Raw genomic sequence first — 14801 nt, forward strand, 5'->3', positions numbered from 1 at the left:
GGGCCGGCCTCGTATGTCGGGGGCAAGAGGATAATCGATGGCAAAACGTGATTATTACGACGTTCTGGGTGTTGCGCGGGGTGCCTCGGATGCGGACATCAAGAAGGCCTACCGCCGGAAAGCCCGCGAGCTCCACCCGGACAGCAACTCCCACAAGCCGGACGCCGAAGCCCAGTTCAAGGAAGTGAACGAGGCCTATGACGTCCTGAAAGATCCCGACAAGAAGGCCGCCTACGACCGCTTCGGCCACGCCGCTTTCGAAGGCGGCATGGGTGGCGGCGGCGGGCCGCGAGGCGGTTTCCACCAGCAGGGCGATTTCGCCTCCGCCTTCTCGGACGTGTTCGACGACCTCTTCGGCGACTTCATGGGTGGCCAGCGCGGCGGTGGCGGCCGGCAGCGCGCGGCGCGCGGCTCCGACCTGCGCTACAACCTGCGCGTCACCCTGGAAGAGGCCTATTCCGGCGTCCAGAAAACGATCAACGTGCCGACCTCGGTCGGCTGCACCGCCTGTTCCGGCACAGGTGCCGAGGGCGGCGCCGAGCCGGTTTCCTGCCCGACCTGTTCCGGCATGGGCAAGGTGCGGGCCCAGCAGGGCTTCTTCACGGTCGAGCGCACCTGCCCGACCTGCAGCGGCCTCGGCCAGATCATCAAGAACCCCTGCCAGACCTGCCAGGGCAGCGGCCGCACCGAGAAGGAACGCTCGCTGTCGGTCAACATCCCGGCCGGTGTCGAGACGGGCACCCGGATCCGGCTCGCCGGCGAAGGCGACGCGGGCACGCGCGGCGGCCCCTCGGGCGATCTCTACATCTTCATCGAGGTGACCGAGCACGACCTGTTCAAGCGCGACGCGCATCACCTGTTCTGCCAGGTCCCCGTCAGCATCGCGAGCGCGGCGCTCGGCGGCGAGATCGAGGTGCCGACGATCGACGGCGGTCGCAGCCGCGTGAAGGTCCCGGCCGGATCGCAGACCGGCAAGCAGATGCGCCTGCGCGGCAAGGGGATGCCGGCGCTGCGTGGCGGCGCCACCGGCGACATGTTCATCGAGCTGCTGGTCGAGACGCCCGTGAACCTCACCTCTCGCCAGAAAGAGCTCCTGCGTGAGTTCGACGAGCTGAGCGCCGAGAACAACCCGCACTCCACCACCTTCTTCTCGAAGGTGAAGAGCTTCTGGGACGAGATGAAGAGCTGACGAACGTCAGCCTCCGGAACCGAAGAGCGCGGCCCCCGAGCCGCGCTTTTTTGTGTCCGCTGCTGTTGGCCGTCAGTTGGCCGCGACCTGCACGTCGGGAACCAGATTGTCGAGAACCAGGAACTCGCCCACCGCGTCACAGGCAGGCACCGCGAGCGACAGTTCGACAACCTCGTGGGTACCGGCTGCGGTAGGCTGCAGCGTTTGCGCCGCAAGCTCGCGACCGCAGGTGGCCCTGGTTACCTCGGCCTCCACCGTGATCTGCACCGCGCCGCTGGACCGGGCATCGGCGGCGGGGAAGGAATAGACCTCGCTCACCCATCCACCGGGCGCCGCATCGTTGCCAAGCTGCGTCAGGTAGCCTGCGCCGCGGACGCGCGCACGGTCCGGCCCGTGGGCCGCGCCAAGGTGGACATGACCCGGTTCGCCATAGCCGGCACCGAATTCGAAAGCGTGCAGTCCGAGCCCGGTGCTGCCCTGCCATTGCAGCGCAACCCGCTCGTAGCCGCCGGCGTCAGGAACCTCCGCGCGAGCCTCCACGATCGTCCCGTCGAGCAGCCGCGCCTCGAATTCCGCGCGGGCAGACAGGGCCGGGACGTCGAGGTCGAGGTGACCGTCGGTTCCGGTGATCTCGGTGAAGGTCAGCGCCCCGTGGCGCAGCGTAACCGGTTCGCCCGCGTTGCAGGCAGCGCGCAACGAGAGCCGCACCATGGCGGCGGGCGCAGGGCTCGCTGTCAACGTGACATCGCAGGGCATACCGAAGGCGCTGAACCCCTTGCCGGGCTCGACCTGCAGCTCAGACAGGCCCGCATCCGGCAGCGGAGCGCGGGCGAAAGCTTCGGGCGCAGGCGTCGCAAGGGAAACAAGGCGTGGCTCTTCGGGGATGCCGAGATCGGTACGGGCACGCGCGGCGGTGAGTTGCAGGGCCTGAAGCTCCTGCATCGACTGCGGCGCCTCAGACAATTTCTGACCGTCGGCAAAGCGGGAAGCGACGGCATTGCCGTTCTGCATGACATATCCCGTGGCAAGCGCCACCAGGAACACCGACCCGGCCATTGCCGCGCGACGACTCGTTTGCATTCTCGCCTCCACTTCCCAAACCTCAGGAAATCCTACGGTTGGAAAGCGGCAAAGCCGTGGCGGGCGTGGGCCCGATTCCCGCCACAAGGGTCAGCGGCTGCGACCGATCCACAACACTCCCACCGGCCTCCCGGCCCGAAAGGCCGGGAGAGGTGCGATCAGAATTGGCCGTGGCAGTGCTTGAACTTCTTGCCTGAGCCGCATGGGCAGGGATCGTTGCGGCCGGGGTTGCCCCAGGTCGCCGGATCGTTCTCGTCGAAGCCTTCGACCAGCGGTTCCGGGCCGGTGGTTTCGCTGCCGGCCGCCTCCTCGGTGCCCTTGGCCTGCATCGCCTTTTCCATGGCCTGCTGCTGCGCCAGCATCTGCTGCATCATCGCCTGCTGCTCTTCCGGGGTCAGCGGGCGGATCTGCGAGAGCTTCTTGCAGACATCCTCGCGCAGCCCGTCGAGCAGGCCCTCGAAGAGCTGGAAAGCCTCGTTCTTGTATTCGTTGAGCGGGTCCCGCTGCGCATAACCGCGGAAGCCCACCACCGAGCGCAGATGCTCCAGCGTCAGCAAGTGCTCGCGCCACTTGGCGTCGATGGTCTGCAGCAGGATCTGCTTCTCGATGGAGCGCATGTTCTCCGGGCCGAAATCCACGGCCTTCTGGGCCATGAACTCGTCGGAGGCCTTGTAGAGCCGCTCACGGATGTCGTCGTCGTCGACACCCTCTTCCTCGGCCCAGGCGATCACCGGTACGTCGATGCCGAGGTGCTCCAGGACGTCGGCGTAGAGCGCCTGGGTCTCCCATTGATCGGCATAGCTCTTCTTGGGCATGTGCTGGTCGACCAGGTCGTCGATCACCTGGTGGCGCATGTCCTGCACGATCTCGGACAGATCCTCGGCTTCCATGATCTCGCGGCGCTGGCCGAAGATCACCTTCCGCTGGTCGTTCATCACGTCGTCGAACTTCAGCAGCTGCTTGCGGATGTCGAAGTTGCGACCTTCGACCTTGGCCTGCGCGCGCTCCAGCGACTTGTTCACCCACGGGTGGACGATCGCCTCGCCGTCCTGCATCCCCAGCTTGCCGAGCATGGCGTCCAGCCTCTCCGAGCCAAAGATCCGCATGAGGTCGTCCTCGAGGCTGAGGAAGAAGCTGGACCGGCCCGGGTCACCCTGACGGCCGGAGCGGCCGCGGAGCTGGTTGTCGATGCGCCGGCTCTCGTGACGCTCGGTGGCCAGAACGAACAGCCCCCCGGCGGCCTTCACCGCCTCCTCGTCGCCCTTGTGCTGGGTCTCGATCTCGGTCCGGATCTCTTCCGGGTCGCGGTCCGGGTTCGCCGCAATGGCCTCCATGACCTTGAACTCGACATTGCCGCCGAGCTTGATGTCGGTGCCGCGGCCGGCCATGTTCGTCGCGATGGTGATCGCGCCCAGCTTGCCGGCGTCGGCGACGATCTGTGCTTCCTGCTCGTGCTGGCGGGCGTTCAGCACGTTGTGCTTGAGCCCGGCCTGGGTGAGCATCTGGCTCAGCATTTCGGATTTCTCGATCGACGTTGTTCCGACGAGCACGGGTTGTCCGACTTCGTGCGCCTTCTTGATCGCCGCGATCACGGCCTCGTATTTCTCGCGCCCGGTGCGGTAAACCTGGTCGTGGTCGTCCTGGCGGGCGATCGGCAGGTTGGTCGGCACTTCGACGACGCCCAGCTTGTAGATCTCCATGAACTCGTCGGCCTCGGTCAAGGCTGTGCCGGTCATGCCCGCAAGCTTGTCGTAGAGACGGAAGTAGTTCTGGAAGGTGACGGAGGCCAGCGTCACGTTCTCGGGCTGGATGTTACAGCCCTCCTTTGCCTCGATCGCCTGGTGCAGGCCGTCGCTCAGACGCCGGCCGTGCATCATGCGCCCGGTGAATTCGTCGATCAGCACCACGTCGCCGTCGCGGACGATGTAATCTTTGTCCTTCTGGAACAGCTTGTGCGCCTTCAGACCCTGATTGATGTGGTGCACGATGGTCGTGCTTTCCGGATCGTAGAGGTTCTGTCCTTCGGGCAGGATGTCGTAGACGCGCAAACGCTCTTCGAGGAACTCGTTGCCCTCGTCGGTGTAGGTGACGTTCTTGGTCTTTTCGTCGAGCGTGAAATGCTCTTCCTGCAGCTCGGGGATGATCTTGTCGATGACCCGGTAGAGTTCGGAACGGTCCTGCGAAGGGCCGGAGATGATCAGCGGCGTCCGCGCCTCGTCGATCAGGATCGAGTCCACCTCGTCGACGATCGCGAAGTTGTGGTAGAGCTGGTTGATGTCCTTGAGGTTGGACTTCATGTTGTCGCGCAGGTAGTCGAAGCCCAGCTCGTTATTGGTCGCATAGGTGACGTCCGCCTTGTAGGCGACGCGCTTCTCCTCCTCGGGCTGCTGCGGATAGACGACGCCGCAAGTCATGCCGAGCTGCGCATAGACCTTGCCCATCCACTCCGCATCGCGCCGGGCGAGGTAGTCGTTGACCGTGACGATATGCACGCCCTTGCCGGTCAGCGCGTTGAGGTAGGCCGGGAAGGTGGCGACCAGCGTCTTGCCCTCGCCGGTCTTCATCTCCGAAATGTTGCCTTCGTGGAGGAAGATCCCTCCCATCAGCTGTACGTCGAAGGCGCGCAGGCCGAGCGCCCGCTTGGCCGCCTCGCGGCAGTTGGCGAAGGCCTCTGGCAGCAGCTTGTCGAGATCCTCGCCGCCGCGTGCGCGTTCCTGGAACTCCCGGGTCTTCCCGATCAGCTGCTCGTCGGTCAGCTTCTCGAAATCCGGCTCCAGCGCGTTTATCTGGTCGACAAGCGGTCGGGTTGCCTTGATCTTCCGGTCGTTCGTTGTTCCGAAGACCTTTTTCGCGATCGTTCCAATACCCAGCATATCTGCTCCGCTTTGACGCTTTCGTGTGAGAGCACGCCTTGCCGGCCCTTCCGCACGGCGTTACCAAGCATTCAATGAAGAGCCGCCCGGCACTCTCGGACCATCCGGGATGTAAGGGTGCGTTCTGGGAGTGTCAACGCCGCCGTCTTACGCGGCCGAACAGGAGCCTTTCACGATGCGCATGACCAACAAAACCTGGGCCGCCGGGCTGATTTCCCTCGCATTGTCGACGGTGCCCGCCGCGGCGCAGGACGTGACCGCGGATACAGTGGTCGCGACGGTCGGTGGCAAGGACATCACGCTCGGCCACATGATCGTCGCTCGCAACGCCCTTCCCCCGCAATATCAGCAACTCGAGGCCCAAGTGCTTTTCCAGGGCGTGCTTGACCAGCTGGTGCAGCAGACCGCCCTCGCGCAGTCGCTCGGCGACGAAGTCACAACCGCCACGAAGCTTTCGATCGACAACCAGACCTCGGGCCTGCTTGCCGGCGAGGCTCTCGGCAAGGCGATCCAGGCCGCCGTGACCGAGGAGGCCGTGCAGGCCGCCTATGACGCCCGCTTTGCCGATGCCGAGCCGGAGACGGAGTTCCGCGCCGCGCATATCCTCGTCGAGACCGAGGACGAGGCCAAGGCGCTCAAGCAAGAGCTCGACGGCGGCGCAGACTTTGCCGCGCTGGCCCGCGAAAAGTCCACCGGCCCCTCCGGCCCCAATGGCGGCGACCTTGGCTGGTTCGGCAAGGGCATGATGGTTCCCGAGTTCGAAGCCGCCGTGATCGCCCTCGAGCCGGGCCAGATCTCCGAGCCGGTGCAGACCCAGTTCGGCTGGCACGTTGTAAAGCTCGACGAAACCCGCCTTGCCGAGGCCCCCACCCTCGATGAAGTCCGTCAGGAACTTGTGGCCGAGATCGAGGGTGCGACCATTGACGCCGTGGTGACCGAGGTCATGGAATCCGCCGAGGTCGTTCGGCCAGAGGTCGAGATCGACCCCGCGTCGATCAACAACCTCGATCTGGTCGCCGAATAACCCTCACACATCCTTCAGGATCGGAATCCACCATGGCTGGTTCGCTTCCCGTCTCTCCGCTGGCGCCTGCGCGCTTTCCGGACCTTCCGGTTGTCGCCGGGGTCGAGTTTGCCGCCGTCGCGGCCGGGGTGCGCTATCCCGGCCGGACCGACGTGATGCTTGCGCGCCTTGCGCCGGGCAGCACGGTGGCCGGGGTCTTCACCCGCTCGGCGACGCGCTCCGCCCCGGTGCTTGACTGCCAGGCCAAGCTGTCGGTCGAGAGCGCCGGGACGACTGGCGCAGCGATCCTGGTGAACTCCGGCAATTCGAACGCCTTCACCGGCTCGGCCGGCGAGGGCTCCGTGCAGGCGATCTGCGAGGCAGTCTCCGCCGCCGCGGGCGTGCCGCAGGAGCGGGTCTTCACCTCCTCCACCGGGGTGATCGGCGAGCGGCTTCCGCATGACCGGATCACCGCCAAGGTCGGAGAACTTGTTTCCGCCCTCGCCGCTGACGGGATCGAGAAGGCCGCCCGCGCCATCATGACCACCGACACCTTCCCCAAAGGGGCGGAAGCGATAGTCGAGACCTCGGCAGGCCCCGTCCGGATCGCGGGCATCGCCAAGGGCTCGGGCATGATCGCGCCCGACATGGCGACGATGCTGGTCTACATCTTCACCGACGCGGCGGTGCCGCAGCCGGTGCTGCAATCCATGCTGTCGGGCCTGACCGACGTAACCTTCAATGCGATCACCGTGGACAGCGACACCTCGACCTCCGACACGCTGCTTCTGGCAGCCACCGGCCAGAGCGGCGCGGCGATCACCAAGGCCGACAGCGCCGATGGCCGCGCCTTCTCCGAGGCGCTGCATGGTGTGATGCTGGACCTTGCGAAACAGGTGGTTCGCGACGGTGAGGGCGCGTCGAAATTCGTAGAGGTGCAGGTAACGGGTGCGGTCAGCGATGCCGACGCGAAGAAGGTCGCCATGGCGATCGCCAACTCCCCGCTGATCAAGACCGCCATCGCCGGCGAGGACCCGAACTGGGGCCGCGTCGTCATGGCGGTGGGCAAGTCGGGCGCCGAGGCCGACCGGGATCGGCTGAGCATCCGTTTCGGCGATATCCTCGTGGCGGAGAACGGCTGGGTCGCCGGTTCCTACAACGAGGCAGCTGGTGCTACCTACATGAAGCAGGCCGAACTGGTGATCGGCGTGGACCTCGGGCTGGGGTCGGGCAGCTTCACCGCCTGGACCTGCGACCTGACCCACGGCTACATTTCGATCAACGCGGACTACCGGTCGTGAAGACGATCCTGGTCTCGGCCGTCGCGCTGGTCGACAGGGACGGCCGGGTTCTGCTGGCGCAACGGCCCGAGGGCAAGTCGATGGCCGGTCTCTGGGAGTTTCCCGGCGGCAAGGTCGAGCCCGGGGAGACGCCGGAGGCCGCACTGATTCGCGAGTTGCAGGAAGAACTAGGGATCGACACCTGGGCTTCCTGCCTCGCGCCGCTGACGTTTGCCAGCCACAGCTACGATAGCTTCCACCTGCTTATGCCATTGTTTATATGCCGGAAATGGAATGGAAATCCGGTGTCGCGTGAGAATCAGGCTCTCAAATGGGTCCGTGCCGCCCAGCTTCGGGACTACCCGATGCCCGCCGCCGACATTCCTCTGATCCCACACCTCCGGGATTGGCTGTAGCGGGTCGGCGGATTTCCACAGGTTGCACAAAAAATCACCTGATGTTTCTTTAATGTGACAAAATTATTCGTGATTTGTGAACAGTGAGTGCGTATCTTTCACCTGTCGCGTGTCAGGAAGGAGATCATCAGATGCTGCGCACAATCACTGTCGGCACCATTTCCGTTCAGGGTATCTATGTCCGTGATACCCAGGACGGTCGCATTGTTGTTCGGGTCGGAGAAGAGAACTTCAAGGGTACCCCCATCCGTGAGTCCAAAGCTGCCTGAAGAAAGAAGATGACATATCCGTCAAAGACCACCCCGGGGGCGACGGAACAGTAAGGGCGGCCAGATCCCGGGCCGCCCATTTTTTGTGTCTGAACTCTGGGGGTGAGTGGATCAGTCCAGGGACCGCTCCACCTCCTCGCGTTCGAAGATCTCGATCACATCGCCCTGGCGGATATCGTCGTAGTTCTCGAACGCCATACCACACTCCTGACCGGACTGGACCTCGGACACTTCGTCCTTGAAGCGTTTGAGAGTCTTCAGCGTTCCTTCGTGGATCACCACGTCGTCGCGCAGCAGACGGACACCCGCGGAGCGGCGCGCCACACCTTCGGTGACGAGACAGCCAGCGACCTTGCCGACGTGGGAGACCTTGAAGACCTCCTTGATCGTGGCATAGCCGATGAAGGTCTCGCGGACCTCGGCCGAGAGCAGGCCGGAGGCGGCCGCCTTCACGTCGTCCACGAGGTCGTAGATCACCGAGTAGTAGCGGATCTCCACGCCCTTCTGGTTCGCCGCGGCGCGGGCCGGGGCGTTGGCACGGACGTTGAAGCCGATGACCGGAGCGCCGGAGGCTTCGGCCAGGCCGATGTCGCTTTCCGTGATGGCGCCCACGGCGGAGTGCAGAAGGCGCACGCGCACCTCCTCGTTGCCGATCTTCTCCATCGCCTGGGCGATGGCTTCGGCGGAACCCTGCACGTCCGCCTTGACCAGGATCGGCAACTCCTTGACGTTCTCATCTTCCTTGGCCTTGGCCAGAAGCTGTTCAAGGGAGGTCGCGGCGCCGGCGGCGGCGCGTTTCTCCTTGGCGGCCTGTTCGCGGTATTCCGCGATCTCGCGGGCCTGCGCTTCGGTCTCGACGACGTTGAGAACGTCACCGGCTTCCGGCGTTCCATTCAGGCCGAGCACCTCGACCGGAACCGATGGGCCGGCCTCCTTGACGCGTTCGCCCTTGTCGTTGACCAGCGCACGAACCTTGCCCCACTGCTCGCCGACGACGAAGATGTCACCCTGCTTGAGAGTGCCGTTCTGGACGAGAACGGTAGCAACCGGGCCGCGGCCCACGTCGAGCTGGGCTTCGATCACCGCACCGGCGGCGGCGCGTTCGGGGTTGGCCTTGAGTTCCAGGATCTCTGCCTGCAACGCGATGGCTTCGAGCAGCGCATCAAGGCCAAGGCCTGTCTTGGCCGAAACCTCAACGTCCTGAACCTCACCTGACATCTGCTCCACGATCACTTCGTGCTGCAGAAGCGCGGTGCGAACCTTCTGCGGATCGGCGTCTGGCTTGTCGATCTTGTTGATCGCCACGATCATCGGAACCCCGGCGGCCTTGGCGTGGTTGATCGCCTCGACCGTCTGCGGCATCACGGCGTCGTCCGCCGCGACCACGAGGATCACGATGTCGGTCACCTGTGCACCACGGGCGCGCATCGAGGTGAAGGCGGCGTGGCCCGGCGTATCGAGGAAGGTCAGGAGCTGACCGCTGTCGGTCTTCACCTGATAGGCACCGATATGCTGGGTGATGCCGCCGGCCTCGCCGGAAACGACCTTTGCGTTACGGATCGCATCGAGCAGCGACGTCTTGCCGTGGTCGACGTGGCCCATGACGGTCACGACCGGCGGACGCGGCTGAAGATCCTCGTCCTTGTCCTCGACGGAGTCGATCACCTGCTCGACGTCCGAATCCGACACACGCACGATCTTGTGGCCGAATTCCTCGACGATCAGTTCGGCGGTATCGGCGTCGATCGCCTGGTTCTGCGTGACCATCATGCCGTTCTGCATGAGCGCCTTGACCACGTCGGCGACGCGTTCGGCCATGCGGTTGGCCAGTTCGCTCACCACGATGGTCTCGGGGACCTGAACGTCGCGTACGACCTTTTCGCGGATCTCGGCGCCGCCCATTGCCTTCTGGCGTGCGCGTTCCTGCTTGCGCTTCATCGCAGCCATCGAACGCTGGCGACCGCCTTCGTTCCCGGACATTGCCTGGTTCAGCGTCAGCTTGCCGGAGCGGCGGCCATCGTCGCGGGCCTTTCCGCGGGTCTCGCGCTGGCGTTCCTCGCGATCGGCCTTGCGCGGCGCCGCGTCGGGTTTGGTGAAGTTGCGCTGCGTGGCCGCGCCGTCGTCATCCTTGGCCGCGGCGCGCGGGGAAGCCGGCTTCTCGGGCTCGACCTTGCGGGCTTCGGTCTCGCGCTTGGCGGCTTCCTCGGCCTCGCGCTTCTTGCGCTCGTCCTCTTCCGCCTTCGCCTTGAGGGCCTCTTCGCGCTCGCGCTCCTCGCGCTCCTTGGCCTCGGCCTCGGCACGACGACGCTCGCGCTCTTCCTCGCGACGCTTCTCTTCTTCTTCGCGCTCCCGGGCCTCGTCGGCCTCGCGCGCCTTGGCTGCCTGAAGCGCCTTCAGGCGGCGCTCCATCTCGGCATCCGAAATGCCTGCAGGGCGACGCGACGGATCACCGCCGGCCGCAGCGCCCCCGGCGCCTTTGGCTGCACCAGGTTTCGGCACGACCACGCGCTTGCGCTTCGTCTCGACCACGACGTTCTTCGTCCGGCCGTGACTGAAACTCTGCTTCACGGAGCCAGAGCGCGATCCGCCCTTCAGGCCCAGGGTCTTTTTGCCGTCATTGTCGCTCATGCGATACCATCGTCCTTTCCGGGGCCGGTCGCCCCGATCTTGCCGCGCAGGCCGGATAGCCGTGTGGTTTCCTCGACGAAACGAGTCGTCAACCCCCCGTTACACAGCGCCGCGTGTATTACATGGTCTCGACCAAAGGACAAACCGATTTCATCGGCCGTCAAACAGTCGAATGTGGTGCCTTCCTCCGGTGGAAGGCGCAGTTTGCTTTTTCCCCTGACGGAACCGTCGGATGCCTGCACCAGCACCACGGCCTCTCCCGCCTGGATCATGCCGCGGACCTTCTCGTAGCCCGCGATGGCCAGCCCGGCCTTGCGCGCCAACGACAGGATGTCGGTCACGCGCCGGGTCATGCCCGCTTCAACCGTTTCGACGAGCCCCTCGGGCACCTGGACCTGCCGCTTCGCGCTCCGGCTGAACAGCCGTTTCTTGACGGCCAGTTCCAGAGCGGCGCGGTCGGCCGACACCCAGATGCCGCGCCCGGGCAGCTTGCCGGCCAGGTCAGGAACGATCTCGCCCCCGGGACCGACCACGAAGCGGATCAGCCCCGCTTTCGGGCCGACCTCGCCGGTGGCGATGCAGCGTCGCTCCGCCACCTCCCGAGTATCTGTCTGCCCGCCGCGCCCCAAGGCCCGCACCCAAACCGGCGCCTGAGATCAGGCGCCAGCCTCCTCTGTGTCGACAGTGTCTGCGTCTTCCTCGTCGGATTCCAGATCGGCCGGATCGACCCAGCCAAGCAGGATCCGGGCCGTCATCACCATGTCCTGGGCCTCGCCCAGCGACACGTCGAACTTCTCCAGAACCCCGTCATCCTTCACGCGCTCGCCGTTGACCGTGGTCCAGCCGCCCGCAAGTTCCCAATCGGCGCAGGTGGCGAAATCTTCCAGCGTCTTCACGCCGTCCTCGGCCAGTGCTTCGATCATTTGGGGTGTCAGCCCCTCGAAATCAATGAGGCTCTGCTCCACACCCAGTTCTTTTGCCCGCTCGAGCGCCTTGCGGTTCATCTCGTCGATGTGATCGCGGGCCCGTGCCTGGAGCTCGGCCGCGGTATCCTCGTCGACGCCGTCGATCACCAGAAGCTCGTCGACCTCGACATAGGCGACTTCCTCGAGGTTGGTGAAGCCTTCGGCCACCAGAAGCTGGGCGAAGAACTCGTCCAGGTCCAGCGTGTCCATGAAGAGCTGCGTGCGCTCCTCGAACTCCTTCTGGCGGCGCGCCGATTCCTCTTCCTCGGTCATGATGTCGATGTCGAGGCCGGTGAGTTGGCTGGCCAGACGCACGTTCTGACCGCGGCGGCCGATGGCCAGCGACAGCTGCTCGTCCGGCACCACGACCTCGATTCGCTCGGCTTCCTCGTCGAGCACGACCTTGGAGACCTCGGCCGGCTGCAACGCGTTCACGAGGAAGGTCGGGACATCCTCGTTCCACGGGATGATGTCGATCTTCTCGCCCTGGAGTTCGTTCACCACCGCCTGAACCCGGCTGCCGCGCATACCGACGCAGGCGCCGACCGGGTCGATCGAGCCGTCATAGGACACAACGGCGATCTTGGCGCGGCTGCCCGGGTCGCGGGCCACGGCCTTGATCTCGATGATGCCGTCGTAGATCTCCGGCACTTCCATCTTGAACAGCTCGGCCATGAATTCCGGCGCGGTGCGGCTCAGGAAGATCTGCGGGCCTCGGGCCTCGCGGCGCACATCCTTGATGTAGCAGCGGATGCGGTCGCCGTTGCGATAGCTCTCGCGGCCGATCTTCTCGTTGCGACGCAGGATGCCCTCGCCACGGCCGATGTCGACGATGACGTTGCCGTATTCCTCGCGCTTGACGACACCGTTGATGATGGTGCCCGCGCGATCCTTGAATTCCTCGTACTGGCGATCGCGCTCGGCCTCGCGAACCTTCTGCAGGATTACCTGCTTGGCCGACTGGGCGGCGATCCGACCCATTTCCACCGGCGGAACCTCGTCGCGGATCTCGTCGCCGATCTTCGGATCGGAGAGGTACTGCTTGGCCTGCTCAACCGTCAGCTCCGCCTGGTAGTTCTCCAGTTCCTCGTCCGCAACCACGGTGCGGATGCGGGTGAAGGTCGCGCGGCCGGTCTTGCGGTCGATCGACACGCGGATATCCATCTCGGTCCCGTAGCGGGACTTGGCAGCCCGGGCGAGACTTTCTTCCATCGCCTCGATCACCAGTTCCGGGTCGATCATCTTCTCGCGCGCCACCGCCTCGGCGGTCTGCAGCAGTTCCAGCTGGTTGGCGGATGTGATGGCCATCTCTTGTGGTTCCTCTTTTACGAGTTCTCGGCGGCGTCGTCCTCGGACGCCATGAATGTCTCGACTTCGTCGTACTGGGCTTCGTCGATCTCGCCCGAATGCTTGCGCTGGTTGAGCATTTCCCGGATCAACTCGTCGGTCAGAACGAGCTTGGCATCCGAGAGCCAGTCGAATTGCAGCCCGATCACCACCGCGCCGCCCTCCTGGTCGATCTCGATCAGCACCTCACCGTCCTCAACGCCCTGCAGCACGCCCTTGAAGCGGCGGCGGCCGTCGATCATCTCGTGGGTCTCGATCTTGGCCTCGTAGCCTTCCCAGGTCTCGAAATCCTTGAGCCGGGTCAGCGGACGGTCGATGCCGGGGCTCGACACCTCCAGCGTGTAGTTGTCCTCGATAGGGTCCTCGACATCCATCACCGCGCTGACTGCGGTGGAGATCTCGGCGCAATCGTCGACCTCGATGCCGCCCTCCGACTTCTCGGCCATGATCTGCAGCGTCTTGGTCTTGCCCGACATCAACCGGATACGCACCAGCTCGTACCCCATCCCCTCGATCACGGGGGTCAGGATCTCGGCCAGCCGGCGGTCCATGTTGGTCTTTGCTATCAGGTCGGTCACGTTCGTCGGTTCCAAACACAAAAAAACGGGCGCGCGGCCCGTCGATCTTTCCCGGTGGAGCTTTCGGGTGACCCCGGCAGCGCCGCTGTTGAGAGGGCATATACGGACTCAGCGCGGATTGCGCAAGGGTTCACTTGCCACCTGCGCCGCCAACCGGTAGCTGCGCCAGCCCCGCCAGAGCCACCAGCCGGAGCCAATGGCCACAGCAGCGGCGAGAATCAGGGCAGCGCCATCCACGATCACCGTCGCGAGATCGGCGATCTGATCGGCGAAGAGGAAGCCGAGCATCGCATAGGCCGTGGCCCAGAGCGCCGCGCCCGGAACCGCCGCCAAAGTGAAGGTCCGCCAGCCGAGACCGACCGCCCCGCTGACATAGCTCGTCCAGGGGCCGAGCGGGCTTACAATGGTGCGGCTGGCCAGGACCGCAGCCGCGCCCCATCGCGCTACCAGCGCCTCGGCCCGCTCCAGGAGCTTCGCGCGGGCGGGCCGGGTCTTCATCCGGCTGAGAAGCGGCGCCCCACCCCAACGCGCTATGTGAAACGCTACCTGATCGCCGATCACGTAGCCCGCGAAGGCCACCGTGATCACCTGCCACAGCACCAGGTCCCCGGCCGCAGCGAACCCGCCCGAAGCCATCACCAGCATCGACGAGGGCAGCGGCACCGCAAGGCAGGAGACCGCAACCACGCCCCCGACAAGGAATAGTCCGTAAAACGGAACGAGGGCGAGCAGTGTATCGATCATTTGCCGCGCTCCTCGTGGAAGGCCGCGGCGCCGGCGCGGACGCGCTCTGTCAGCGTCGGCAGGTCGACGCCCTGCCGTTCGGCGATGTCGGCCATTGTCAGCGGCTCGCGCTCCCGCTCTTTCGGAGGCGGCCCGATATCGAGGATGTCGGACAGCACATGCGGCGGCAGCCGATAGGACATCGCCACGTAGCGCGGCCGCATCCATTCCTCGAGCGCCTGGTTCTCCGGAACGTCGTCGCGCACATGTCCCAAATGCAGTAGGAACTGCACCGCGAAGAACAGCATCACCAGAAGGGACGCGGCGAAGATGCCGAAGGCGATGGGTTGTCTGGCAAGGAAGTATCGCAGGGCGGAGCGCATCGTCAGGTTCGGTTTCGGTCAGGGTATGGACTGAAACGCGATCTGCGGCGGTTTCCGTCGCCCCTTT

General features: G+C 65.1%; 13 protein-coding genes. 5 read left to right on the forward strand and 8 right to left on the reverse strand.

The annotated features are described in order from the left end of the window. Positions 1-37: 37 nt before the first annotated feature. Positions 38-1189 (forward strand): molecular chaperone DnaJ, encoded by a 1152-nt coding sequence (gene dnaJ, locus ACFQ2S_RS21240; RefSeq protein WP_386077726.1) that lies wholly within the window; start codon positions 38-40, stop codon positions 1187-1189. Between the two features lie 72 nt (positions 1190-1261). Here dnaJ and ACFQ2S_RS21245 read toward each other — a convergent pair whose 3' ends face one another. Together ACFQ2S_RS21245 and secA are read right to left on the reverse strand one after the other, a co-directional pair. After that, positions 1262-2269, reverse strand: a complete 1008-nt coding sequence (locus ACFQ2S_RS21245) for a translocase (RefSeq protein ID WP_386077728.1) — start codon at positions 2267-2269, stop codon at positions 1262-1264. Positions 2270-2427: 158 nt separating this feature from the next. Continuing rightward, positions 2428-5142: a preprotein translocase subunit SecA gene (gene secA, locus ACFQ2S_RS21250; RefSeq protein ID WP_386077730.1), complete on the reverse strand. Its 2715-nt coding sequence runs from the start codon at positions 5140-5142 to the stop codon at positions 2428-2430. A 175-nt stretch (positions 5143-5317) separates the two neighbouring features. Between secA and ACFQ2S_RS21255 the strand changes: the two genes are divergently transcribed. The 4 genes from ACFQ2S_RS21255 (at position 5318) to ACFQ2S_RS21270 (ending at position 8110) form a co-directional block, all read left to right on the forward strand. Then, entirely contained in the window at positions 5318-6166 is an 849-nt protein-coding gene (locus tag ACFQ2S_RS21255) for a peptidylprolyl isomerase (RefSeq protein ID WP_386077732.1), read from the forward strand. 32 nt (positions 6167-6198) lie between these two features. After that, positions 6199-7446 (forward strand): bifunctional glutamate N-acetyltransferase/amino-acid acetyltransferase ArgJ, encoded by a 1248-nt coding sequence (argJ, locus tag ACFQ2S_RS21260; protein ID WP_386077734.1) that lies wholly within the window; start codon positions 6199-6201, stop codon positions 7444-7446. Then, positions 7443-7841 carry an 8-oxo-dGTP diphosphatase MutT gene (gene mutT / locus ACFQ2S_RS21265; protein ID WP_386077737.1) on the forward strand — a complete coding sequence of 133 codons (399 nt, stop codon included), beginning with the start codon at positions 7443-7445 and terminating at the stop codon, positions 7839-7841. The genes argJ and mutT overlap by 4 nt, the downstream gene beginning before the upstream one ends. Positions 7842-7972: 131 nt before the next feature. After that, a complete protein-coding gene (locus tag ACFQ2S_RS21270) occupies positions 7973-8110 on the forward strand; it encodes a hypothetical protein (protein WP_386077740.1) in 138 nt (45 codons plus the stop codon). A 111-nt stretch (positions 8111-8221) separates the two neighbouring features. On the opposite strand, the gene infB is transcribed toward ACFQ2S_RS21270, so the two are convergent. The 6 genes from infB to ACFQ2S_RS21300 all read right to left on the reverse strand — a co-directional run bounded on the left by infB (position 8222) and on the right by ACFQ2S_RS21300 (position 14734). Further along, on the reverse strand, positions 8222-10738 hold the full coding sequence (gene infB, locus ACFQ2S_RS21275) for a translation initiation factor IF-2 (RefSeq protein ID WP_386077743.1): 2517 nt from the start codon (positions 10736-10738) through the stop codon (positions 8222-8224). Beyond that, positions 10735-11367, reverse strand: coding sequence for an RNA-binding protein (locus tag ACFQ2S_RS21280; RefSeq protein ID WP_386077746.1), 633 nt, complete (start codon positions 11365-11367; stop codon positions 10735-10737). Before ACFQ2S_RS21280 ends, infB begins: the two co-directional genes overlap by 4 nt. Positions 11368-11394: 27 nt before the next feature. Continuing rightward, complete coding sequence (gene nusA / locus ACFQ2S_RS21285; RefSeq protein ID WP_386077749.1) at positions 11395-13011, reverse strand: transcription termination factor NusA; 1617 nt, start codon at positions 13009-13011, stop codon at positions 11395-11397. A gap of 17 nt (positions 13012-13028) precedes the next feature. Further along, positions 13029-13628: a ribosome maturation factor RimP gene (gene rimP / locus ACFQ2S_RS21290; protein WP_386077751.1), complete on the reverse strand. Its 600-nt coding sequence runs from the start codon at positions 13626-13628 to the stop codon at positions 13029-13031. Positions 13629-13736: 108 nt separating this feature from the next. Continuing rightward, positions 13737-14372 carry a DedA family protein gene (locus tag ACFQ2S_RS21295; protein ID WP_386077754.1) on the reverse strand — a complete coding sequence of 212 codons (636 nt, stop codon included), beginning with the start codon at positions 14370-14372 and terminating at the stop codon, positions 13737-13739. Beyond that, complete coding sequence (locus ACFQ2S_RS21300; protein ID WP_386077756.1) at positions 14369-14734, reverse strand: hypothetical protein; 366 nt, start codon at positions 14732-14734, stop codon at positions 14369-14371. Before ACFQ2S_RS21300 ends, ACFQ2S_RS21295 begins: the two co-directional genes overlap by 4 nt. Positions 14735-14801 lie beyond the last annotated feature (67 nt).

The organism is Tropicimonas aquimaris (assembly GCF_042676185.1).
Taxonomy (GTDB): domain Bacteria; phylum Pseudomonadota; class Alphaproteobacteria; order Rhodobacterales; family Rhodobacteraceae; genus Tropicimonas; species Tropicimonas aquimaris.

Bases quoted from the DNA above. Each gene is read 5' to 3' on its own strand.
- nusA (WP_386077749.1), bottom strand. From the start codon at position 13,011: ATGGCCATCACATCCGCCAACCAGCTGGAACTGCTGCAGACCGCCGAG.
- ACFQ2S_RS21270 (WP_386077740.1), top strand. From the start codon at position 7,973: ATGCTGCGCACAATCACTGTCGGCACCATTTCCGTTCAGGGTATCTAT.
- ACFQ2S_RS21295 (WP_386077754.1), bottom strand. From the start codon at position 14,372: ATGATCGATACACTGCTCGCCCTCGTTCCGTTTTACGGACTATTCCTT.
- dnaJ (WP_386077726.1), top strand. From the start codon at position 38: ATGGCAAAACGTGATTATTACGACGTTCTGGGTGTTGCGCGGGGTGCC.
- infB (WP_386077743.1), bottom strand. From the start codon at position 10,738: ATGAGCGACAATGACGGCAAAAAGACCCTGGGCCTGAAGGGCGGATCG.
- ACFQ2S_RS21300 (WP_386077756.1), bottom strand. From the start codon at position 14,734: ATGCGCTCCGCCCTGCGATACTTCCTTGCCAGACAACCCATCGCCTTC.
- ACFQ2S_RS21245 (WP_386077728.1), bottom strand. From the start codon at position 2,269: ATGCAAACGAGTCGTCGCGCGGCAATGGCCGGGTCGGTGTTCCTGGTG.
- ACFQ2S_RS21255 (WP_386077732.1), top strand. From the start codon at position 5,318: ATGCGCATGACCAACAAAACCTGGGCCGCCGGGCTGATTTCCCTCGCA.
- argJ (WP_386077734.1), top strand. From the start codon at position 6,199: ATGGCTGGTTCGCTTCCCGTCTCTCCGCTGGCGCCTGCGCGCTTTCCG.
- secA (WP_386077730.1), bottom strand. From the start codon at position 5,142: ATGCTGGGTATTGGAACGATCGCGAAAAAGGTCTTCGGAACAACGAAC.